Here is a 23,023-nt window from a genome sequence, read left to right as displayed (position 1 = left end):
TCATGCGAAATGAGGAAATTATTATAGATTTAGCAGATCCTGTGTTTACAAAAACAATTCGTTCGAGACAAAATGATACAAACGGGTTGAAGCTTACGGTGTATGTAAGAGAAAAGGGGCAACCTATCGATTTAACAGGCTATGCAGTGAAATATGAAGCGATGAATCAAATTGGGAAGTTTGTTCGAGATGATGCGCAAATCGTGGATGCCAAAAATGGAGTGTTTTCCTATACGTTGACAACGCAAGCTGTTTCTACATCGGATGATTGGATAGCTTATTTTGTGATGGAAAAAAGTACAGAACGAATGAGTACACCAGACATTCGGATTACATTAAGACGGGATGTAAAAGAAGGAAATATTAAAATAGAAAACTATATTTCTGAGTTTGATGGGGCAATGGAACGTGTAAAGGGTTATCGAAAAGAAATAGATGAGGCGAATCAAAAAATCAAGGAAATAGCGCCATATATAGACGAGCAATACTTAAAGACAAATAAAAAGATTGAAGAATTAGGTGCAAGTATTGTGGCAAATAGTGTGGTGAAAAAAGCCGGGGATACGATGACGGGGGCACTGGTCATTGAAACACAAGATAGTAAAACTTCCCCTCTGTATCTAAAGAACACTGCTGGTGTGATGCGTATACTGCCATACGAAGGGGAATATAACTACATTCAAAGTGGTACGGTTGATTCCAAAGCGAAAAATCTATTACTTACTGGTATGAATGGTTCGGTGATGGAGAAAGTCCAAGTAAAGACAAAGGAATTATGGATAGAAGGAACAGTAAAACAAGCAGCGGATACAAGGTGGATTCCTCTTCCAATAACTGGTGCGGAGGGTGTGCCGGATAGGATTTTGAAATATAAACGGAGTGGGGATCAGGTTTCCATTATCGGTTCCGTTACAAAGGTATCTAACGTGCAGGTATTTACCACACTTCCAGCAGGATGTAGACCTGTACAAGTTATTGCTTTTCCAGCACTGGCTTATGGGAATCTGCCAGCCATTTGCGAAGTAACCGTAAAAAGTGATGGTGGCATATTTGTAAATGGCGTGCAAAGCGGCAATACCGTGCATATTGCGGTGAGTTTTTCCGTTTGAACCACATATAGCCTCGATACCAGGGATCGCTGTAACTCTTTATTTTATATAGATAGGAGTTGAAACGTATGAGCATGGAAATTGGTGCACTGATTGCAATCTTATCACTCGCCATCAGCTATTTTGGTTATGCACTCAACAGGTCAAAATCCCTGAAAGCGGATGGACAACAAAGTGCGGAAGTAAAAGCAGAACTGGGTTATATTCGAAAAGGAGTGGATGATATCCGGATTGATTTAAAGGCAAGTGAAAAACAAATGGTAGCACTTGGGGAACGTGTGACAAGAGTAGAAGAAAGTACCAAACAAGCGCATAAACGCTTGGATACCATCGAAAAGGAGAATGACTAAACATGAATTTGTCAAAAGAAAATATGAAAAAACGATTCCGCAACTGGAAAACATGGGTTGCGGTTTTTTCATTACTTGGTTTTTTATGTGCGAAATTTGGTTTACCAGAGGCGAAGACTTTTTTAGATGAATTGGCGCCGTATTTGTTAACGGTAGGAATTGCATTAGGAATTTGGTCAGATCATGAAGGAAATGAGAAAGGGGATGTGGAGTAATGGCTACATATAGTTTACATGGTGGTCACAATCGTATTGTACAAGGTGCAAACTGGGGGAATAGAAAAGAACACATCATGGATCGACAGGTGAAAGATGCGGTTGCAGACAGGTTACGGGCACTAGGTCATACAGTGTATGACGATACGGATGAAACTGGCTCTACGCAAGCGCAGAATTTGAATCATATTGTAGCGAAATGTAACTCGCATGATGTTAGCTTGGTCATTTCGTTCCACTTGAACGCATTCAATCGTGTTGCGAATGGCGTCGAGGTCTTATACTACGACCAACAAGCGCTAGCTGCTAAGGTTTCAGCTCAATTATCGAAAGATATCGGTTGGTCTAATCGTGGTGCGAAAGAGCGTAAAGACCTGGCTGTACTTCGAGGAACAAAAGCGCCAGCTATCTTAATTGAATTAGGATTTATCGATAACGATGCGGATATGGAGAAATGGAATGTGGATAAGGTTGCGAATTCAATCGTATACGCTTTGACTGGACAAATTGTTACGGGCGGTTCTAATCATAATGGTGCGGGTACATCTACACAATCATCTACCAATGGTGTAGGTGTCGTGACAATTACAGCTGATGTATTACGCGTTCGTACTGGTCCAGGAACGAACTATGGTGTCGTAAAAAATGTGTACCAAGGAGAACGGTATCAGTCGTGGGGATATCAAGATGGATGGTATAACGTTGGGGGAAATCAGTGGGTTTCAGGTGGATATGTGAAATTTGAAAGGTAACAAAGCCTATATGTATGTGGGGTAAGCAAAAAAAGAGCATTCCTCTGGCGAGTGATATATGATCTTTCATTGTTGGTTTACCAATAGTATTATATGTAACAGTAGAAAGGAATAGGAACGATAAAAATAAAAAAACAGCGTATTCTGGACTAGAGTACGCTGTTTTGTGGTAGAACTATCATAAAGCAGGAGTACTTTATGTCAGATAAAAGTAACATATGCTATCACATAAAAAATTTCCACAGTGGCCGCTATCACTGTTCGGAAATCTTGTAAGATAGGAAACTAGGAATAGATAGCTTGAAAAAGAAGAATTTCTCTTTGCAGGAAATGGAGTAAAAATCATGGCGTAGTGGAGAAAATTTGTCGTTATTTTTATCGTAGTACAAGAAATAGGCCGGACGAAAAATGTAGGCGGGGCAAGCGTTGGACGATGTAAGAAGAATGGGTGAGAGGGGAGTGGCTATGTACGGGTGTAAGGAGCAGGTTGTGTCTGTTTTGGTGGGTGGGATATGGGAATGAGGGATTAGAAGAGTGCGAGTTTGTGTGGATTTGAAAGCTAGGAAAATAGGAATCTATCATGCGTTATTGGGTAAAACTTCCCAATAGGGTGTACCCTAATAGGAAGGATGAAAAATGGTACGTATGGGTCATGTCGTATGCCTCTTGTTACCTGAAAAAGAGGGGAAAAAGGTTCTTTTTGTAAAATTATATCTTTATAATCAAATGTAAAAGTTGTTTTTTTTACAGGAATAGTGGATTCCATATATTGGTGAGTTTCACCATTTCTTTTGGGTGTTACTCTTTCTTTTCCTTTTGTTACCTCCTTTTTTTTGGTGTAAATAACAAAAAAGTATGCACGAAGTGCTACGTTGTTGTATAGAATACAATAAGCAACAAAAGAGAAAGAGAGATGTATGTTTGGATAGTTGTGGAGAATATTCGGCTTTTCTTTCTTTTCTCTGTTGCGGGAGCAACGAACAAAAGAGATTCCTATATCTGTTAGATATTTCTGATAACTGGGGATTAGGAGCATTTTGAATTCTTCTCCTTTGGGTACACCCTATTGGGAAGTTTTTTGTGGTGTGATCCTTCTAGATAGGGGGTTTCTTTTCTTGTTACGTTGTCTCTATTTTGTACAAAAGGAGGGTGTAGGATGACAAAAAAGGGAATGGCCGAATCCATCGTGACCGATTTAGAAATGCTGGCGATCATTCAGCAGCTAGAGTGGACCACGACGGGGCAATTAGCTGCCTATATGGGCGCGTATAGTCGGCGGAGTATCCTGCGTAAACTCGAGCATTTGCGTCCGTATTTGCACAACATTCAAGAGCCATCTCGTCATATTTTTGGACTCAATCGCAAGGGCGGTGCGTTACTGGGGACATCTCATGTCACGATGCTTAGTGGGTTGCAAGACATCTACGATGTCTTATACCGAAATGAAATCTGGGCTTGGTGTGGGTATCCGGCGTGGCAGTGGCAAGAAGAGTTGTTATCTTCTTCGAAACGGGACCCGCTGGTGCCGGCAGCGTATTGGTATGACCGGAAGAAACTGTATATTGTGGAGATCGATACTGGAGAAAATTTGCATTACACACTTTGCAATATGCGCCGGTATGAGGGGCTTGTGAAACATGCAGAAAAAAGGGGGAAGCCTGTACCGCAGGTGTACTATTTTACAAGTGATCGGCAACGTTTGCTTTGGATGGAAGAAGCAATGGGCGGGCATAAGCCGTGGATACAGTGTGTGCAAACGCTCAAAAAAGGAGGAATGTTGGCATGAAACAAGAGAATGGGAATGTGGGACCCCTATTGGTACCGATTATTCCGATTACACCGGCGGAAGAGGCGCAGCTAATCGCGCTGTTTCAACAGTTACAAACAGCGGTTGTCAATTATTTTAATAATCCGACGATATTGCCGAATCAAGCCCTGCAGCAAGCCTGTGATCAGTTATACACGTTTTTACTAAACACGTTTCCCACGGCCGATGGGCGCAATGCGACGCGGTATAGTATGTTTCTGCTGCTTGGCACGAAGGGTGCGTTAGCCAGTTTGACCGCACCGGTTGGACAAATTGCGGAGCTGTTACAGGCACTCTATAACGCATTGTCTGTATTTGTGGCGTCTTTAGTGACATCTTCGCCTGCCATTACGAATCAATTGTTTACGATTTTGACGAATGTAATGGCGGTGACATCGACAGAACTGAACAGCGTACAAGGGGAAACGGGACCACCGGGACCACCAGGCGCACCAGGGGCATTAGGGCCAGCTGGACCAGCAGGGGTACCAGGAGCGCCAGGATTACAGGGACCACCAGGCGTCACTGGACTACAGGGGCAAGAAGGGGACCAAGGACCAGAGGGACCGTCAGGACCACCAGGACCAACTGGGCCGCAAGGGATACAAGGGGCAGAGGGCGACAATGGCGTGACCGGGCCGACAGGGCCTACGGGACCAACTGGGCCTCCAGGACCTACCGGACCGACGGGACCACTTGGCGCAGCAGATACATTGTTCGGGAAGGAACATGGAGGCACTTCCTTTTTGGTGCAACCTAGGAATCCGCACAACAAGCAAGGAGGAAACAGCGATGACAAATGAGCAGAATCATGAAAAAAATGAAAAGCTGGATGCATCCAACATCGTGCCCATGATTACCCCGACTGTTCCGATTACCCCTGCGCAAGAAGCCGCGCTGCTGAACTTATTTGCGAATTTACAAGCGGCGGTTACGAATTATGTGAACAATCCTACGCCAGCTACGCAAGCGCAACTGAAAACAGAACTGGACCTCCTCTACAACTTCTTACTGGATGAATTCCCCACAGCAGATGGCCGAAATGCCACGCGATTTAGTTTGTTTCTCTTACTGGGTACGAGTAATCAATTAAATGGTGTCGCGCAAATCGGGAAAATTTCCAATATGATGCAATCTTTATATAACGCACTTTCCATTTTTGTAGCGGAACTGTTGACATCGAGTGTAGCGGTGAAAAATCAATTGTTTAACACGCTCACGTTTACGGTTACCATTACCTCTCATGTGCCGTCTGGCTCTACTGGACCAACAGGTCCTGCGGGGGCGCAAGGACCACCAGGATCACAGGGGCCAGTGGGTGCCCAAGGAGCAGCCGGACACACAGGACCGCAAGGCGTGCAAGGAGCAGCGGGATCACCGGGGATCAAAGGTGACCCAGGAACGCAGGGGCCACAAGGGGCACAAGGGCCAGCTGGACCAACAGGTATTCCTGGGCCAGAAGGAGACAATGGGGATACTGGACCACAGGGGCCAACTGGGCCGACAGGGGCAACGGGACATACTGGGCCTACGCCTCCTTTGCCGGTGGGGAATGTGTTTGTGACGAACAGCGGAAGTAGCGATGTATCGGTGATAGATGGGACTTCGTTTGAGAAGGTAACGACGATTGCCGTGGGCGCGAGTCCTCGCTATGCGGCGGTGGACGCGGCGAATAACCAAGTGTGGGTGGCGAACAACAGTAGTAACAATGTATCGGTGATAGAGGGATCGTCGTACGCGAAGGTAACGACCATCGCGGTGGGTTCGAATCCTGAAGGTGTGGCGGTGGACGCGGCGAATAACCAGGTGTGGGTGACGAATCAGGTTAGTAACAGCGTATCGGTGATAGACGCATCGTCGTACGCGAAGGTAACGACAATTGTCGTGGGATCGAGTCCTCGCTATGTGGCGGTGGACGCGGCGAATAACCAGGTGTGGGTGACGAACCGCAGCAGTAATAATGTATCAGTGATAGACGCATCGTCGTACGCGAAGGTAACGACCATCGCGGTAGGTTCGAGTCCTCGCTATGCGGCGGTGGACGCGGCGAATAACCAAGTGTGGGTGACGAACTACAGTAGTAACAATGTATCGGTGATAGAGGGATCCACGTACGCGAAGGTAACGACCATCGCGGTGGGTTCGAATCCTGAAGATGTGGCGGTGGACGCGGCGAATAACCAGGTGTGGGTGACGAATCAGGTTAGTAACAGCGTATCGGTGATAGACGCATCGTCGTACGCGAAGGTAACGACCATCGCGGTAGGTTCGAGTCCTTGGGATGTGGCAGTGGACGCAGCGAATAACCAGGTGTGGGTGACGAACTATAATAGTAACAGCGTATCGGTGATAGACGCATCGTCGTACGCGAAGGTAACGACCATCGCGGTGGGCACGAATCCTTACGGTGTGGCAATTAACCCGCCAAGCTTATAAGGGAATCAAAGGGAGGTGTATGCCTCCTTCTTTTTTTATCACCAAAAAATCCTTACGCATGTTTAAAATTGCGTAAGGGCCATGAACCCTTGTTATGAATGGGTTTGTATACCCTGGTAGGTATAATCCTTACGCATTTTCCCCTATATTTCTTTATATAGAGTAAAAATATACTATGTATTATTTTAAATAAGAAACTACGTTTCACTGTAAGGGTCGTAAGGATATCCCTCACGCTTACTCTCCCAAGGGCTCCCGGCCTTACAGTGATGCGTAAGGCCTTACGCATGTGACTGTAAGATGCGCTGTATAGCTTGAAAATGGTCACGATTTTTCGTATGTTTGTGACCCAAAACGGTCACAAGGGTTTGACTGTTTTGGGGTCATGGTTGTGGATTCCTCGTTTTCATTTGTTTCCTTTTTGCTCTCACAAGTGTACGTTTCGAAATACCTGTTTTTTCTTCCACTTCTTTGTAAGAATGAGGATGGAAAAGGAATAAAGCATGTTCTATTTGCTTTTGGTTACATTTTTTAGGTCGCCCTTCTCTAAAATTAGGATGTAGCTTTGCAATTGCTTTGCCTTCTTGTGTACGTTCTACAATCATATCTCTTTCGAATGCAGCAAATGCGCTCATTACATGAAATACAAGCCTACCTGTTGGTGTATCTGCAATTAATCCCATATTGAGTATAGGGACCTTTATCCCTTTTTCAAATAGGGTTTGAATGATTTGTATCGCGTCAACTGTGGAACGGGCAAAACGATCTAGTTTTGTCACAACAAGCGTATCCCCTGTTTGTAAGATAGATACTAATTCCTGAAACTTTGGACGATCTGTTTTTGTTCCCGTAAACTTTTCAGCATACATTTCTTCACAGCCTTCCTTTTGCAATGTTTGAATTTGGGACCCCAGGTCCTGCTGTCATGTACTTACGCGTGCATAGCCATATTTCATGTACATCTACCTCATTTTTGTTCAAATGATGACGATAAGTTGTGATTCTTTTTTCTCAGAATGGTGCTTTCTAGATGGGTAACAGCTACAACTTCAGCATCGACCACCGTTCAACCAAAATAATCATGACTGTTTCACGTGAATCCTACAGCATGGCAATAATGGGCACAGTTATCCTTCCAGGAATCGCTGGAAAATAGCTAGATTACTCGCATGAACACGCGCCTTACGTTGTGAAAGGGTATGAATATCCCTAAAACTGTCGATATAGTGATAGACCATGTTTTTAAACGTGCGTGTAAAGTAACCAACTGGATTTTTCATCAATGTACCGTTATGCTCGTATGTATGCATTTTCGAGAACAAGACAGAAGAAGCATTCGCAAGAAGGTTGTGGAAGATATCCGTATCCGCTAGTAAGCTACACTTTTTGGTAGCTTTCTGTGCGATGTTTTTCGCATTTTTGAAAGACTCATTAATCACTTTTGAATCAAAAGCATGTCCTAATTTCCCACGCATAGATGGTGGTACACGGTAATCGATGAAATCTACATCATGTTGAATAGGTTGTGAAACGTCCTCTTTACGTTTATGTATATGTTTACTCTTTTGTTTTAAGGTTGTAGTAGTTGTTTTATTGATAGGACACTTTGCAGAACATTTTGTATACTCCTTGCCGGACACTTCTTCCACAATGGGTTGAATGATAATCGCATTCGAGGTTTGCAACATATCTTTTTTACGTTTCATAGAAACTTGTTTCACTATACCTAAATCCACAAGTTTTTTCATTAAACGTTGCACGGTTTTATAGGAAACTCCTATCATGTCAGCAATTGAATTTTTGCAAAGGAAACTAACGCCTACATATTTGCAACTATGGCGCTTTAAAATTTCAAGTAATGTAAGGAGTGTAGCTTGTACATCGGAACGTGTAACAGACGTTCGAATGACGTCTCTATATGTTCTAACTACTTTGTTTAGTTCTTCGACATCAGTAAATGTGGATAAATTGTGATAGGACTCTTCTTGAGCTATGACATCAATACACTTTTTTCTCATACTATTAGGCTCCTTTGTCGAAACAAAAAAGCAACAGAATGCCGCAAAATGTAAGCAAACTGTTGCGAGGAGACCCTTATGTACGATAAAATGGGGTACATAAAGAGTTTCAGCAAGTGTTTGCCTAGTTGGTGTAGGCGGACGGTATATAAGGTGCGCTAACACCTTATATACACGCTGTGCTCTTTTGTTTTTAGTGGTCACAATTTGGTATCAAATGAATAAAATTTTGCATTTATTCATCAAATTTTAAAATATACAAACCGTTAATATATAAGTGTTTTAAGCGGTTTTTACAACTTATAATTTAGTAGGTGTTCGACTCCCACCGTCTCCACCAATACATATTTGGTGGTTTTTTTATTTTATATATAACAAGAAGCATAAGGCGGCCGTTTTGGCCAACTTATGCTTCTTTTAGTTTACGGCCAACTTATGCTTCCAATATAAAAAAATGGGTTAATAAGTCAGCTCTTTAGTTCATATAAGGGTCCCGCCAACCAAATGACATACAAAAAACGCCATCCTTTCCTGTGATTCTACAGAAAGAATAGCGTATTTTTTCATTTTTTGGGGTATTTTATTTTGTTAACTTGATAGCGATGTGGTGCTACCCCTAAGTATGAAAAATTTATTTTGGAAGCCTGATTTTATTCTCTAATCCTATAACCCGCATTGGTCCTTGTAAGGTTAGTTTAGTTAACAAAGCGGCCATAAAAGCAGGACTATATTTCATACCATTTTCTAGCCAAGTACTAATGACACCTATATGTGCTGAAGTAATATAGCTAGTAAAAATCTCCTTTGGAATACCTAATTCTTCATCAGATTCTACAATAGAAGATAATAAATCACCATATACTTTTTCTTGAACAATTTGTAACATACGACGTCGGAATTCTGGTAACCCTCCATCCCCTAACATCACTTTAAAAAAATCATGATTTTCGGCTATATATTCAAAAAGCCTTAAAAAAGAAAGTGGTGGATTATGTTCATTAACTTCTTGGATTGTTCCATTTATTTCTTTAGGTTTTACTCGTTCTATTAATTCTTCTAACGTCTCATCCATACTTTTCAAAAGAAAATCCTGCTTATCTTGGTAATGTAAATAAAACGTGCCACGAGTAAGCTCCGCTTTATCTGTAATATTTTGAACAGAAATCGTATTCAAATCTCTTTCTTCCAGAAGCTCAATAAGAGCATCCCTTAAATACCTAGTAGTTCTCTTTACACGAGGATCAATTTTTTTATTTTTAGACATAGTTCCTTCTCCTTGTCTATAATTTCAAATCTTTTGGACGATATGTATCGAATTGTCTTTTATAAGACATTATAGAGTTTTTTGCACATTGACCAAAATCCATAACTTGATAAAATTATTATATACAAAGCGTTCATTAATTGACAATAAGTAAACTAATGAACATATTGTATAAAATACAACATGAAGGGAACGATTTATTATGAAAGCATCACGTCTTATTGATGTTCACCATCACATTATTCCAGAGGAATACAGTTCAACTCTTGAATATTTTGGAGTTGCAAAATCAGGAGGCATGCCTATCAAAAAATGGACTCCTGAAGATAGCATTGCAATGATGGACCGTTTAGGAATTGAAGTTGGTATCGGTTCTATTTCCGAACCTGGTCTAATTCCTGTTGCAAATCCTGATTTAGCAAAAAAACTTGCTCGCAGTATTAATGAATTCCAAGCAGAAATGATTGCTAAATATCCAAAACGTTTTGGAGGCTTCGCATTTTTACCACTTCCACACGTTGAAGAATCAATTGAAGAGTTAAAATATGCCTTAGATGAACTTAAACTAGACGGCGTTGGTTTATTATCTAACTATAATGGTCATTTTCTAGGTGACCCAATCTTTGACGAATTAATGGATGAATTAAACAAACGTAATGCAGTAGTATTTATTCACCCTAGTGCACCAGTTGAAGCAAGCCCACGCGCAAGATTCTTAACAGCGGACTTCATGGCAGAGTTTACATTCAATACAACTCGTGCGGCTGCTAACCTTGTGTTAAGTGGTACAATCGAACGTTGTCCAAATATTAAATTTATCCTTGCTCATGCAGGTGGTACACTTCCATATTTAAAATGGAGAATCGGACAATCTTACCGTTCAGCTAAAGTTTGGATGAATGATCCATTAGTATCTGAAAGATGGACAACACTAACAAAAGACCCTGAAGAATATATCAGCAATTTCTATTTTGAAACAGCAATTTCTACTCAACCAGCAACTTTTGAAGCTTTAAAAGATACAACTGATTCATCACATATTTTATTTGGTAGTGATGCACACTATGCTCCTGAAGACTGGACAAAAGAAATGATTGAAAGAATTTCTAATTATCCAAACTTCGATGATAAAACTATCGAAGACATTTCAAGAAATAATGCTCTTAAACTCTTCCCACGCTTTAAATAATGGTTTAAATACGGGTTTAAATAAAGACAAAAGGTACAGATAAAAATAAACGCTAGTCATAATGAATAGACACCCCGACGAATGTCGCAGGCATTTTAAAAAGCCCAATTTGAACATCACTGTTTGAATTGGGCTTTTACTGTTTATTAATTTGTATAACTTTGGAGCGAATGAAAATAAATCATGAAACAAAGAAAAACCCTGTTATTATTGCATTACTCATTGCAACAGGAATGTTATCTGGTAAAAAAGAAAAACATTTTTTTGCACAGTAGACAAGTTGAAGCAGAAAATTAAGCTAACTTTGTAGAATAACCTAACTACGTTTAGGTTCTAGATGAAAAATTATAAAGAAAAACACGGAGGTGCTCTTATGAGTATACGAAATAAACGATTCGCTTATGGAAAAAATCAGTTGCAGTTTGGGGATCTGCGTCTCCCAGAAGGAAAGGGGCCTTATCCCGTTGCAATTGTTCTGCACGGTGGATTTTGGAAAAATATTTGGGGCTTAGATATGATGGAACCTGTAGCAAAAGATTTGGCGTCAAGGGGTATAGCGACTTGGAACATTGAATTTCGTCGTGTTGGCGATGAAGGTGGAGGATGGCCAGGCACTTTAATTGATGCTGCAAATGCGACCGACTATTTACAACAAATAGCGGAAGAGAATCATCTTGATTTAGGCCGGGTTATTGCTATTGGGCATTCTGCAGGAGGTCATTTGGCTTTATGGTTAGCGGGTCGTAAGAAACTACCGGAAAATAGTGTTTTAAGAATTACTGATCAACCGCTTTCTCTTAAGGGAGCAATAAGTTTAGCAGGAGTTAACGATCTTGCACTAATGGATGATGTCCATCATTTACGTCTATCAGAATTCGGTAAAGAAAATAACCATCCTGTAACTGATTTGTTAGGCGGGACACCGAAAGAGGTTCCAGAGCGTTATGAGGAGGCTTCTCCAATTCAATTATTGCCCCTTCAGGTTCCACAAGTTCTTATTCACGGATCACTCGATATTAATGTGCCAATCGGAATTAGTTATAACTACAAGCGTGTAGCAGATGCTTCTGGGGATCAAGTGAAAATGGTGGAAATACCATCCGCAGAGCACTCTAAAGTGATCGATCCCAATGTGGAAGAATGGTCGTATATCGTCACAGAAGTTATCAACTTATTAGATATGGGGCAATAACACCTAGCCATCAATATAAGTTTGTATGAGCTTAATTTCATAAAGCAGCTTTAGTATTATAAACTTATTTTTAAAGCTTGATTTGTTGTCCTTCCATGCCCATCAAGCTGAAACTTTAATTTGCTGTTTTGTGAATTTTGCTGTCAGCTTATGGGTTAATAATTAATTTACGGCCAATTTATGCTTCCAATTCTGTTGAATAATTAGATAACCATCTACAAAAATAAGTGTTTTCTGGTCAACTTATAGGTAAAGTGACATTGTATGATATGAAACATAATTTTCCGGTTTGGTGAGGTTATGGTTCTTTTTGTTTTGTAATTTTATAAAATGTTTAAGTTGATGGAGCGTTACCCCTGAAATAGAAAATGAAGAAATGGGTATTGATGATAAGCAAGTAGATACTATAGATACTCGTAAACGAGCGATTGGTGATTATTTATTTTTATTATACTTTATTCAAATGTTTATATATTTTGTCTTTTTATCCATACCTATTGTAAGATTATATAGAGTTCTCCTAATAAGCTGTTTTAATGGATTATTTAGGGGTTTTAAATTTATAAATCTTAAATTGTTTTTTCGGGATAATTTTTTATCTAAATAAGTTATATTGAAGTAGAGGTGAACCATCGGTGAAGCAGGTGTTGGTGATTAAAAATGAACGGTCTTCAGCAAAGAAAATCGTAAGCGGTCTAACGCAAGAAGGCGATTTCATTTTAAAACTTCACAATGAAAACGAAGGTTTAAATATAATATATGAACAAGATTGGGATATTATCATATTGGATTGGGATTCATTAAGTATACCGGGACCAGAAATTTGTAGACAAATACGACTTGTTAAAACGACACCGATTATTATTGTGACCGACAATATTTCTAGTAAGGATTGCGTAGCAGGGTTACAAGCAGGAGCAGATGATTATATAAGAAAACCATTTGCGAAAGAAGAATTAGTAGCAAGGGTTCAAGCGATTTTAAGGAGAAGTGATTGTAACCAGCAAAAGGAGATAAACTTTTTTCAGTTTAAAGATCTCTTTGTTGATGCATCTAGCAATATTGTGAAAAAAGGTGGCGAAAAACTCTCGCTTACTAAGCGGGAGTACGATTTACTTGTATTTTTAATCAAGAATAAAAACACAATATTGAGCCGTGAAATGCTTTTGAATCAAGTATGGGGATATAATGTAGTAGTAAATCCAAATGTAGTAGACTTATATATTGGGTATGTAAGAAAAAAGTTAAAGTGCGAGAAGAAAGACAGATATATTCAAACGATACATGGTAGAGGCTATTCAATGATTGAATGATAAAATAAGGTAATAGAAAAAGAGTAAAACTATTTCATTCAGTTTTACTCTTTTTTTTGTTAAATGTGATAATCAAATAGTTTCTGAGAAATATTAATAGATGAAAACTGTAAAAAGAATATTTCTATCAGGCAATGGATTATGAAAACATTAGCTATTAATGAGCATCTTTTAGGTAGTGTGGAGGGGACGAGTTGAGACCAGATCTACTGAAAGTGTCTACTCGAAAAAAATCGACATGCTCTGAAGAATAAAGGTTAATCAACACGCCCGACTTCATATATTACTTTGTTTGCCTGATTTTATGAATTCACACCATTCACAAGATTTTCACAGAATTAATGACTATACTAATTAACAGGATATTCAAATGAAAATGATTATCAATAGCGATTCAATTGAATAAAAGTTACTTTCTAATTCAATCTATGGATGTCATCATTTTCGAAATAAATCACACTATAAGGAGTATACATATGAAAAAATCTATGCTTTTAAAATTAGTGAGTATTCTAGCAGTTTTCACTTTAATGTTAGTAGCTTGCTCAGATTCAAGTAAAGAAACTTCGAAGGCTAATAATAAAGATAATGGTAGTGATAAGCCAAAAACGGTTGAAATCACTGATGCTCATGGAACTGTTAAAGTCCCTGTAAACCCAAAGAATGTAGTTGCTTTGGATAACAGAACGTTTGAAACTTTATCTGATTGGGGAATTAAATTAGCGGCTGCTCCAAAGGATATCATGCCTGCTGATTCAGCATATAAAAAGGATGAAAAAGTTCAAAATATTGGGAATCACCGTGAACCAAATCTAGAAATTATTGCAGCGGCAAATCCTGAACTTGTAATTGTTGGTCAAAGATTTGCTGACCATTACGAAGAAATCAAAAAATTAGTACCAAATGCAGCAGTTATTGATCTTAATTTTGATGTTTCTGAGAAAGCTACTAAGCCTGGCGAAAACTTAGTAAAAGGACTTAAAGATTCTACAATTACTTTAGGAAAAATCTTTAATAAAGATAAAGAAGCTAAACAATTAGTAGCTGATTTTGATAAATCTATTGAAAAAGCAAAATCTGCTTATAACGGAAAAGATAAAGTTATGAGTGTTATCGTTACTGGTGGTAATATTGGTTTTGCTGCTCCACATTCTGGTCGTGTTTGGGGACCAATGTATGAAATTTTCGGTTGGACTCCAGCGTTAGAAGTTTCAAATTCTACTGCAGGTCATAAAGGTGATGACGTTTCTGTTGAAGCTATTGCACAAACAAATCCTGATTGGATTTTCGTATTAGATCGTGATGCTGCAACATCTGATGCAGCTAAGTCAACACCTGCTAAGGATGTTATTTCTAAATCACCTGCTCTTCAAAACACAACTGCTGTTTCTAAAAAACAAGTTATTTATGCACCAGAAGATACTTACACAAATGAATCAATTCAAACTTATATAGAGTTATTTGGAAATATGGCAAAAACTTTAGCTAAGTAGTGTAAAGGGGTACGAAACAGTGTCAAAAAATATGATTTCTAGGGTTGAGAATATTTCTCAACCCCAGTTTTATAATCAAAATAAAATATGGACAAAACCTTTTATAATAGCAGTTATAGTTGTTATAATTTTAGGGATTATATCACTGTTTACTGGAGTTTATGATATACGTGGACAAGAGGACGGGACAGAGATGTTTTTCATAACTCGTGTTCCGAGAACAGCTGCATTAATGCTTACTGGAGCTGCGATGGCGATGGCAGGGCTCGTAATGCAACTCATTACACAGAATCGCTTTGTTGAACCTACTACAACGGGGACTATTGAATGGTCAGGCTTAGGCCTGCTTTTTGTGTATTTATTATTTCCTGCCCCGACTTTAGTTCAAAGAATGACTGGTGCAATCATTTTTTCTTTTATAGGAACTATGATTTTCTTTCTATTTTTAAGAAGAGTTAAGCTTCGTTCGTCTTTAATTGTTCCGATTATTGGATTGATGCTTGGAGCAGTAATTTCTGCAGTGTCTACTTTTTTAGGACTCCTTTTTCAAAAGACGCAAAGTATTGAAACTTGGTTTGTAGGTTCATTTGCTAACATTCAGGTGGGAAGATATGAATATTTATGGCTGATTGTTATCATTACTTTTCTTATTTTTATGTATGCTAATAGATTGACTTTAGCTGGACTAGGAGAAGATGTCGCAACAAGTCTTGGAGTTAATTACAATAGAATTGTTCTTTTTGGGACTGCTCTTATCTCTGTTGCAGTTGGAATTGTTGCAGCTGTTATCGGACACTTACCTTTCTTAGGATTAATTGTGCCAAATATCGTTTCAATGTTTAGAGGTGATGATCTTAGGAGTAATTTACCTTGGGTTTGTGTGATCGGAATGGGATCAATAACTGCCTGTGACATCATTTCTCGAACAATTATACAGCCTTTTGAATTACCTGTTTCTTTAATACTTGCAACAGTGGGAGCAGTCGTGTTTATTACTATTTTATTGAGACAAAGAAAACCAAGGAGGCTACGATGATCACATTAGAATATAGAAAAAAAGAAAATGTCGAAATCGATTCTAGCCTTCATAATGAAAGTAGATCAGCTAGCGCTTTTCGGTCTAAGAAGGAAGCAAGACGTTATTGGATTTTACTGATAACATTGATTGCTTTAGGTCTTCTTTCTTCATATGGACTTTTAGTTTATAACAATCCAGTTCCGATAGATTCACCTTCTTTTATCCCAGTCGTTAAGAGAAGGATAGTAGCTATTGTTGCAATGATTATTGCTGCGGTTTGCCATAGCTTGTCGACAGTTGCTTTCCAATCTATTACGAATAATAAAATTATTACTCCATCGCTTTTAGGTTTCGAATCACTTTATTCAGCAATTCAAACGAGTACAGTATTCTTCTTTGGTGCTAGTGCGTTAATAAATTTTAATGGAATTGGATCATTTTTATTCCAAGTTGTTGTTATGGTCTTCATGAGTTTGATACTTTATGGATGGTTACTTTCCGGTAAATACGGGAATTTACAACTTATGCTTTTAGTTGGAATTATTATTGGTACCGGGCTAAATTCAGTGTCAACTTTCATGAGAAAACTACTTGCGCCTTCAGAATTTGATATTTTACAAGCAAGATTATTTGGTTCTGTTAATCATGCAGATCCTGCATATTTTCCTATTGTAATTCCTATGATCATAATTGTAGCGGTATTAATTTTTGCTCATTCTAAGAATTTGAATGTTTTATCACTAGGAAAAGATGTTGCTACTTCTTTTGGAGTTAAATACCAACCTAGTGTAATTTATACGCTTGTATTAGTAGCTATTTTAATGTCCATTTCAACAGCTCTAATTGGGCCACTTACTTTCTACGGCTTTTTAGTGGCAACTTTGAGTTATCAGGCAGCGTCAACTTATGATCATAGATATATTTTTCCGATGGCTTTTGCTATAGGATTTTTAATAATGACGAGCGCATACTTTTTAATGTATCATGTATTCCATGCTCAAGGTGTAGTTTCAGTTATTATTGAATTATTTGGTGGAATCATATTCTTAACTATAGTTTTAAGGAAGAGGGCTTTATGATAAAAATTGATAATGTTAAAAAGTTCTATACTGATAAGGTAAAAATAGGACCTTTGGATATTGAAATACCAAAAGCAGGCTTTACTTCTTTAATTGGACCAAATGGTGCTGGAAAGTCAACGACACTTTTGATGATTGGCAGACTTTTAGATATGGATGAAGGCCAAATTCAGGTAGCAAATATGGATGTTTCTGAATCCAAATCAAAAGACTTAGCAAAAGTTTTGACTATATTGCGACAAGAAAATCATTTTGTAACTAGGCTTACAGTTAGACAATTAGTTGGATTTGGGCGCTTTCCTTATTCAAAGGGAAGGTTGACTAAAGAAGATGAGGTTATCATTTCTAAATATATCGATTTCTTAGATTTAACTAGTTTAGAGAATAGATATTTAGATGAGCTTTCTGGTGGTCAAAGACAAAGGGCATATGTAGCGATGGTACTGTGCCAAGAGACGGAATATGTACTTTTGGACGAACCTTTGAACAACCTTGATGTTGCTCGTTCTGTTCAAATGATGGAGCATTTAAGACGTGCAGCTAATGAATTTGGAAGAACAATTTTGACGGTTATGCATGACATAAATTTTGCAGCTAAATACTCGGATAAAATTTGTGCTATGAAAGATGGACAAATTGCTGCTTTTGGAACAGTAGAAGAGGTTATGGACTCAACACTTTTGACAGATATTTTTGAAACAAAAATAGAAATTATTAATGGTCCTTATGGGCCAATAGCAGTTTATTAGTTATAAAATGTCTTGCGTAGATTATGCAAGACACTCTAGTTGAAGTTGCTGTCTGTATTTTATAGGCAGTAGCTTTTTTATGTGATTACTCATAAAATGCAAAAGAATGCTTCACCTTTTCAAGTATGTACCAAGTGGAAAAAATATCTCTGTATAATTTTTTAAAAGAATTCAGCTTGTTTTTTTATATGTAATATTGCATATCAGAGTGTATTGATAAAAGTGTAAGGGGTCACTATAATGAGGGCATAAAGATAAATCATATTTTCGTAGCAATAAAAAGGAGGAAATAATATGGAAATCGCAATGGCAGTTTTAAAATTTGTAGGTGGCGTAATCCCGTTAATTCAAGAACTTTTAAAAGCATTTATGTAAATTTATTAGTTAGCAATCATTTATCAATCATTATCATATTTTACTAAAAAAAGAACGGGGTGATTTTTCTGAATATTAAGAAAAACACTAAAAGAAGAAAGTTCCTTGCATGTTTATTAGTTAGTCTATGCACTATTAATTATTCATCTATTTCCTTCGCAGAAACACAAGCAAGTAATGCAACTGATGTAACCAAAAATGCTAGTGGCATTGATACTGGTATAGCAAATCTTAAATATAATAATCAAGAGGTTTTAGCTGTAAATGGTGATAAAGTAGAGAGTTTTGTTCCGAAAGAAAGTATCAATTCAAATGGTAAATTTGTAGTAGTAGAACGCGAAAAAAAATCACTTACAACGTCACCAGTCGATATTTCAATTATTGATTCTGTAGTGAATCGCACGTATCCAGGAGCTGTACAACTTGCAAATAAAGCTTTTGCAGACAATCAACCGAGTTTATTAGTGGCTAAGAGAAAGCCTTTGAATATTAGTATAGACTTACCGGGCATGAGAAAAGAAAATACAATCACTGTCCAAAATCCGACATATGGTAATGTAGCTGGAGCAGTAGACGATTTAGTATCTACTTGGAATGAAAAGTATTCTACAACACATACGTTGCCTGCAAGAATGCAGTATACGGAATCCATGGTTTATAGTAAATCGCAAATCGCAAGCGCTCTTAATGTTAACGCTAAATATCTTGATAACAGTCTAAACATTGATTTTAATGCGGTTGCAAATGGAGAGAAAAAAGTGATGGTAGCGGCGTATAAGCAAATATTTTATACGGTAAGTGCTGAACTACCTAACAATCCATCCGACCTTTTTGATAATAGCGTTACTTTTGATGAGTTAACTCGAAAAGGCGTAAGTAATTCGGCTCCACCTGTTATGGTTTCAAATGTAGCTTATGGTAGAACGATTTATGTAAAATTAGAAACAACATCTAAGAGCAAAGATGTACAAGCTGCTTTTAAAGCTTTACTTAAGGATAACAGTGTTGAAACAAGTGGACAGTATAAAGATATTTTTGAAGAAAGTACCTTTACTGCTGTAGTATTAGGCGGAGATGCGAAAGAGCATAACAAGGTTGTTACTAAAGATTTCAATGAAATCCGAAATATTATTAAAGATAATGCTGAATTAAGTCTTAAAAATCCAGCATACCCAATTTCATATACAAGTACTTTCTTAAAAGATAATGCAACTGCTGCTGTTCATAACAATACAGATTATATTGAGACGACAACTACAGAATATTCAAGTGCTAAAATGACACTTGATCATTACGGTGCTTACGTTGCTCAATTTGATGTATCTTGGGATGAATTCACATTTGATCAAAAGGGTAACGAAGTACTAACACATAAAACATGGGATGGTAGTGGAAAAGACAAAACGGCTCATTACTCTACAGTTATCCCTCTTCCACCGAACTCAAAAAATATAAAAATTGTAGCAAGAGAATGTACAGGTCTTGCATGGGAATGGTGGAGAACAATTATTAATGAACAAAACGTTCCATTAACAAATGAAATAAAAGTTTCAATTGGAGGAACAACATTATATCCAACAGCTAGTATTAGTCATTAAGTATAAAAAAAGCGCCCTATAAGTAGGGCGCTTTTTTACTTAGTCACAAATTTTATTCCTCTATTTGCCGGGCAGCCCGATTGATGAGGGCTGATTAATAATGTAATTCCTAATATAGTTAATCGGCGTTGATTTACTTCTTCACGTAAAATGGATTGAAATGAAATTCCTATTACTTGGACAAGTGTTGCTAAAAGTGTGGCAATTGGAGGAATAAAACTTTATGTTCCTTTGTTTTGGGCCAACTTAAGAAACTTTTGTAAAATGATAGGATTACAAAAATGTAATGTGGGTGTAAGGAAACTGGATTGTACCATCTGTATGGTTAAAGCATACTTAAGGTAAGGAAGATTTATATTTTAACGGGTATAAATCTTACAAGTAGAATAGAAAGGTTAGGTATTATCATATGAAATGGATCATGAGAATTTTTGTGTTATTAGCTATAGTAGGAGGTGCTTTCTACTATATGAAGTCAGGGAATGGATACTATTTGACTAAACAATATTATGTAAAAGTAACGACTGATTCTAAAGTAGAAAACGAAAAATTGAGTAATGGAGAAGTTCTTACGTATCATGTTTACGATGAGAAGGTGTACGATAAAAAAGGGGAAGAAAGAGAACTGAAAATTTCCTTGCAAAATGAATTGGAAAAAAATCAATATTATTTGATTGATTGGGAAGATCGCCGTGGGATTGTTTCTAAAATAGCTAAAGTGAATCAAGCAAAAATAGATAAAGGTATTTTAGATAAGTTGAACGCAAATTCATAATATTTCAGGATAAGTTAATCAAAAGCTGTGTTGGCGTAAGATTTATAAGAAAAAGGTATTGTAGCAAAAATAAAAGAGATTATTATAAAACAAAAAAGACCGAACCGTCTGGTTCTGTCTTTTTTTAGGAATGAAGAATGAATTTTACAAATGATGTGCACAAAGCTGGATTGCTACAATTGGGATGACATGTATGAATAGTGGACTGTAACACTTATGTAGATGGTTTGCAGAGATATAAAATCAATATAGAAGAGGAGTATTATTCTAGATGACTTATGTAACTACAATTTTATCAATAGCGGGTATCGTTATCATGTCTTTAGCGAGGATTAATTTTAAAATAAGGGCGTTTGCTAATAAACCAGCTTGGGGTGGCTTCACTCTTCCCTTAATTCTAATTGGATTTATTTTATTTTGTATCGGTATGTTTTTAGGTTTTGTAAATCATCAACTATAAGGTGGAAATATTGTGAAGACGAAAAGCTACATGTTTTTCGTCTTTTCGTTCTCTTGCTTAATAAGAAAGATCCTGCAACTCAGTACAGGATCTTTAATCAAACGTATTTAAAAACTAAATTGTGGCTTCATATCACCTTTATAAGGTTCATGTTCAACGAATATAGTTATATCCTTACCAGCTTGGTCTTTACCAGTTCTTTTATACGTAAATTTATTCTTATTTAGTTCAGTAAGTTCAAGAGCAGCACCGTATTTGTTATTTCCAATTGAAACATGGGCTCTTATTTTATTTTCGTGTACAACATCGAAGTAGCCATAATCACCGCGGCTTTGACCTGTTTCGCTATTGAAAAACTCATATTTATTAGATTTGTCATCAAATTTTGCTAAACTTATAAAATTCGAATTAAACTGTGTTACATCGTTACCAGCTTCATCTAATACCTTTGTTCCATGCCAAAGGGTACTGCCTAAAATTTTATCTCCATCAACGTTTTTAACAATATCTCCTGTAGTCGTGTTCAGCTGCTTGTCCGGATCAGTGAAAGAAAGTTCTTTTTCTTTATATGGGACATGTTCAACGAAAACTTCTACATCTTTACCGTTAGCGTCTTTCCCCATTCGTTTATAAGTAAATACATTTTTATTTAGTTTTGTCATGTCAACGACAGCTTGATACTTCATTGATTCTGAAATTAATATTCTCTTCTTCCCATCATTTGTGACAAAGAAAGTGCCTTTATCACCACGACTTGCACCTGTTTTAGCATCAAAAAATTCATATCTGCCGGACTTCGCATCATATTTTGCAAGACCAATGAAGTTTGCATTCTCTTTTGTTAAGTCATTCTTATCTTTGTCATACACTCGTGTACCTTGCCAATTTGTCTCGCTAAGAATATTAGCCATTTTTTGCCCTTTAGTTAATTTATTTTCCTTTTTTGTTTCTTTAGCAACTTGTTCTTGTTTTTGTTTCCCATGATTTTCTTCAGCTTTAGTACCAGCACACCCTGTTAATGCTAATGTGAATCCGAGCAGTACGGATGATAGTGCTTTTGCTTTTTTGTTCATGTTTTATCGTCTCCTTATTTTATGATTTCAAGTAGTACGGTTAGCGATTATAGTAGCAGTGCGTCATATATGAACTTAGTTGCTACGTTTCTTATGTTAATCCCCGACTATAAACTGCCTCTAAATAAAACATTAAAAAAAGATAAACTAATTCCTAAAAAATGTTCATATTTATAAAAAGTCGCTAGCTTGCTGTAGTGCCTACGAGTAATCCAAAAAATACATTGTAAAGAAGAAGGAAAGCCGCTAATAATAATGTAATTGCTAATAGAGCTAATCGATTGTAGTGCAAAACTTTTGAGAAAAACTGTAGGGGTGGTGTTTTTGTAAGACTCTTTCGTTAGCAATCGGTTGTACATCATCATAAATTTGAACACCTAATGTATCAGGTAAGAAGAAAGTAGCCCCTTCATTGTTCGCAATATGTTGTACATGAATAACTGTTTTATGTTTTTCACGAAATGCTTTCAAAACTTCTTTCGCTTTTTGTGCGGCTTTTTCAGGTTGATGTAATTCCATATTGCCACCTTCAAAGTAATCATTTTGTATGTCTACTAATAGCAACGCTTCGTTCATCGTTATGCCCCCATACTTAGTGATTCAGCACGTTATTTGTACTGTACCGTTATTATATAAATTGTAGCTATGCGGAAGTAATAACGTTGTGAAACGATTTGGGGGTATATAGTTTCAGTGTGAAAAAAGTGAAAGTTGCTATAAGTACAAATGGATTTTGTGGACTTCACGGCAAAGTTATA

Annotated in this window: 20 protein-coding genes and 2 pseudogenes; 17 read left to right on the top strand and 5 right to left on the bottom strand. The window is 37.6% G+C overall.

From position 1 onward, the window contains the following. Positions 1-2 precede the first annotated feature (2 nt). The 7 genes and pseudogenes from MHH55_RS20075 (at position 3) to MHH55_RS20045 (ending at position 6,669) form a co-directional block, all read left to right on the top strand. On the top strand, positions 3-1,109 hold the full coding sequence (locus MHH55_RS20075) for a BppU family phage baseplate upper protein (RefSeq protein ID WP_340881083.1): 1,107 nt from the start codon (positions 3-5) through the stop codon (positions 1,107-1,109). A 68-nt stretch (positions 1,110-1,177) separates the two neighbouring features. Next, complete coding sequence (locus tag MHH55_RS20070) at positions 1,178-1,459, top strand: hypothetical protein (RefSeq protein ID WP_078188161.1); 282 nt, start codon at positions 1,178-1,180, stop codon at positions 1,457-1,459. A gap of 2 nt (positions 1,460-1,461) precedes the next feature. Then, a complete protein-coding gene (locus tag MHH55_RS20065) occupies positions 1,462-1,674 on the top strand; it encodes a hypothetical protein (protein ID WP_445661831.1) in 213 nt (70 codons plus the stop codon). Then, a pseudogene (locus MHH55_RS20060) lies at positions 1,674-2,195 on the top strand (N-acetylmuramoyl-L-alanine amidase); the annotation flags it as partial. The gene MHH55_RS20065 and the pseudogene MHH55_RS20060, both read left to right, overlap by 1 nt. Before the next feature lie 1,387 nt (positions 2,196-3,582). Further along, positions 3,583-4,212: a hypothetical protein gene (locus MHH55_RS20055; RefSeq protein ID WP_078186709.1), complete on the top strand. Its 630-nt coding sequence runs from the start codon at positions 3,583-3,585 to the stop codon at positions 4,210-4,212. Further along, a complete protein-coding gene (locus tag MHH55_RS20050) occupies positions 4,209-5,036 on the top strand; it encodes a collagen-like repeat preface domain-containing protein (RefSeq protein WP_078186710.1) in 828 nt (275 codons plus the stop codon). The genes MHH55_RS20055 and MHH55_RS20050 overlap by 4 nt, the downstream gene beginning before the upstream one ends. Continuing rightward, the gene (locus MHH55_RS20045; protein WP_176116576.1) at positions 5,026-6,669 is read left to right on the top strand and encodes a virginiamycin B lyase family protein; all 1,644 of its coding nucleotides are present in this window, start codon (positions 5,026-5,028) and stop codon (positions 6,667-6,669) included. Before MHH55_RS20050 ends, MHH55_RS20045 begins: the two co-directional genes overlap by 11 nt. A gap of 383 nt (positions 6,670-7,052) precedes the next feature. On the opposite strand, the gene MHH55_RS20040 is transcribed toward MHH55_RS20045, so the two are convergent. The 3 genes from MHH55_RS20040 to MHH55_RS20030 all read right to left on the bottom strand — a co-directional run bounded on the left by MHH55_RS20040 (position 7,053) and on the right by MHH55_RS20030 (position 9,951). After that, on the bottom strand, positions 7,053-7,583 hold the full coding sequence (locus MHH55_RS20040) for a recombinase family protein (RefSeq protein ID WP_254849744.1): 531 nt from the start codon (positions 7,581-7,583) through the stop codon (positions 7,053-7,055). Between the two features lie 213 nt (positions 7,584-7,796). After that, positions 7,797-8,687 (bottom strand): helix-turn-helix domain-containing protein, encoded by an 891-nt coding sequence (locus MHH55_RS20035; protein ID WP_078186712.1) that lies wholly within the window; start codon positions 8,685-8,687, stop codon positions 7,797-7,799. Positions 8,688-9,318: 631 nt separating this feature from the next. Continuing rightward, on the bottom strand, positions 9,319-9,951 hold the full coding sequence (locus MHH55_RS20030; RefSeq protein WP_078186713.1) for a TetR/AcrR family transcriptional regulator: 633 nt from the start codon (positions 9,949-9,951) through the stop codon (positions 9,319-9,321). A 199-nt stretch (positions 9,952-10,150) separates the two neighbouring features. Here MHH55_RS20030 and MHH55_RS20025 point away from each other — a divergent pair, with 199 nt between their 5' ends. From MHH55_RS20025 to MHH55_RS19975, 10 genes are all read left to right on the top strand, one after another. Beyond that, positions 10,151-11,140 (top strand): amidohydrolase family protein, encoded by a 990-nt coding sequence (locus tag MHH55_RS20025; RefSeq protein ID WP_033689835.1) that lies wholly within the window; start codon positions 10,151-10,153, stop codon positions 11,138-11,140. A gap of 373 nt (positions 11,141-11,513) precedes the next feature. Continuing rightward, entirely contained in the window at positions 11,514-12,332 is an 819-nt protein-coding gene (locus MHH55_RS20020) for an alpha/beta hydrolase family protein (RefSeq protein WP_000027824.1), read from the top strand. 635 nt (positions 12,333-12,967) lie between these two features. After that, entirely contained in the window at positions 12,968-13,645 is a 678-nt protein-coding gene (locus MHH55_RS20015; protein ID WP_048538383.1) for a response regulator transcription factor, read from the top strand. 476 nt (positions 13,646-14,121) lie between these two features. Beyond that, a complete protein-coding gene (locus MHH55_RS20010; protein WP_000749448.1) occupies positions 14,122-15,138 on the top strand; it encodes a siderophore ABC transporter substrate-binding protein in 1,017 nt (338 codons plus the stop codon). A 19-nt stretch (positions 15,139-15,157) separates the two neighbouring features. Continuing rightward, positions 15,158-16,174, top strand: coding sequence for an ABC transporter permease (locus tag MHH55_RS20005; protein WP_000042077.1), 1,017 nt, complete (start codon positions 15,158-15,160; stop codon positions 16,172-16,174). Beyond that, positions 16,171-17,235 (top strand): iron chelate uptake ABC transporter family permease subunit, encoded by a 1,065-nt coding sequence (locus MHH55_RS20000; protein WP_000631245.1) that lies wholly within the window; start codon positions 16,171-16,173, stop codon positions 17,233-17,235. The genes MHH55_RS20005 and MHH55_RS20000 overlap by 4 nt, the downstream gene beginning before the upstream one ends. Further along, positions 17,232-17,984, top strand: coding sequence for an iron ABC transporter ATP-binding protein (locus tag MHH55_RS19995; RefSeq protein WP_000590071.1), 753 nt, complete (start codon positions 17,232-17,234; stop codon positions 17,982-17,984). The genes MHH55_RS20000 and MHH55_RS19995 overlap by 4 nt, the downstream gene beginning before the upstream one ends. A gap of 434 nt (positions 17,985-18,418) precedes the next feature. Then, entirely contained in the window at positions 18,419-19,957 is a 1,539-nt protein-coding gene (gene alo, locus MHH55_RS19990; RefSeq protein ID WP_000576727.1) for an anthrolysin O/cereolysin O family cholesterol-dependent cytolysin Alo, read from the top strand. Between the two features lie 409 nt (positions 19,958-20,366). Beyond that, positions 20,367-20,732, top strand: coding sequence for a YxeA family protein (locus tag MHH55_RS19980; RefSeq protein ID WP_002164645.1), 366 nt, complete (start codon positions 20,367-20,369; stop codon positions 20,730-20,732). Positions 20,733-21,003: 271 nt separating this feature from the next. Next, a complete protein-coding gene (locus tag MHH55_RS19975) occupies positions 21,004-21,192 on the top strand; it encodes a hypothetical protein (RefSeq protein WP_000222858.1) in 189 nt (62 codons plus the stop codon). 107 nt (positions 21,193-21,299) lie between these two features. Here the strand turns inward: MHH55_RS19975 and MHH55_RS19970 are convergent, their stop codons facing one another. Both MHH55_RS19970 and MHH55_RS19965 read right to left on the bottom strand, forming a co-directional pair. Beyond that, on the bottom strand, positions 21,300-22,265 hold the full coding sequence (locus tag MHH55_RS19970) for a DUF4822 domain-containing protein (protein WP_001034145.1): 966 nt from the start codon (positions 22,263-22,265) through the stop codon (positions 21,300-21,302). 303 nt (positions 22,266-22,568) lie between these two features. Continuing rightward, positions 22,569-22,841, bottom strand: a pseudogene (locus MHH55_RS19965) (isochorismatase family protein); the annotation flags it as partial. Between the last annotated feature and the right edge of the window lie 182 nt (positions 22,842-23,023).

The organism is Bacillus sp. FSL K6-2944 (genome assembly GCF_038005385.1).
GTDB lineage: Bacteria > Bacillota > Bacilli > Bacillales > Bacillaceae_G > Bacillus_A > Bacillus_A cereus.
Note: the sequence above shows the minus strand (reverse complement) of the source record. Positions and strands in the feature narration are given on the sequence as shown.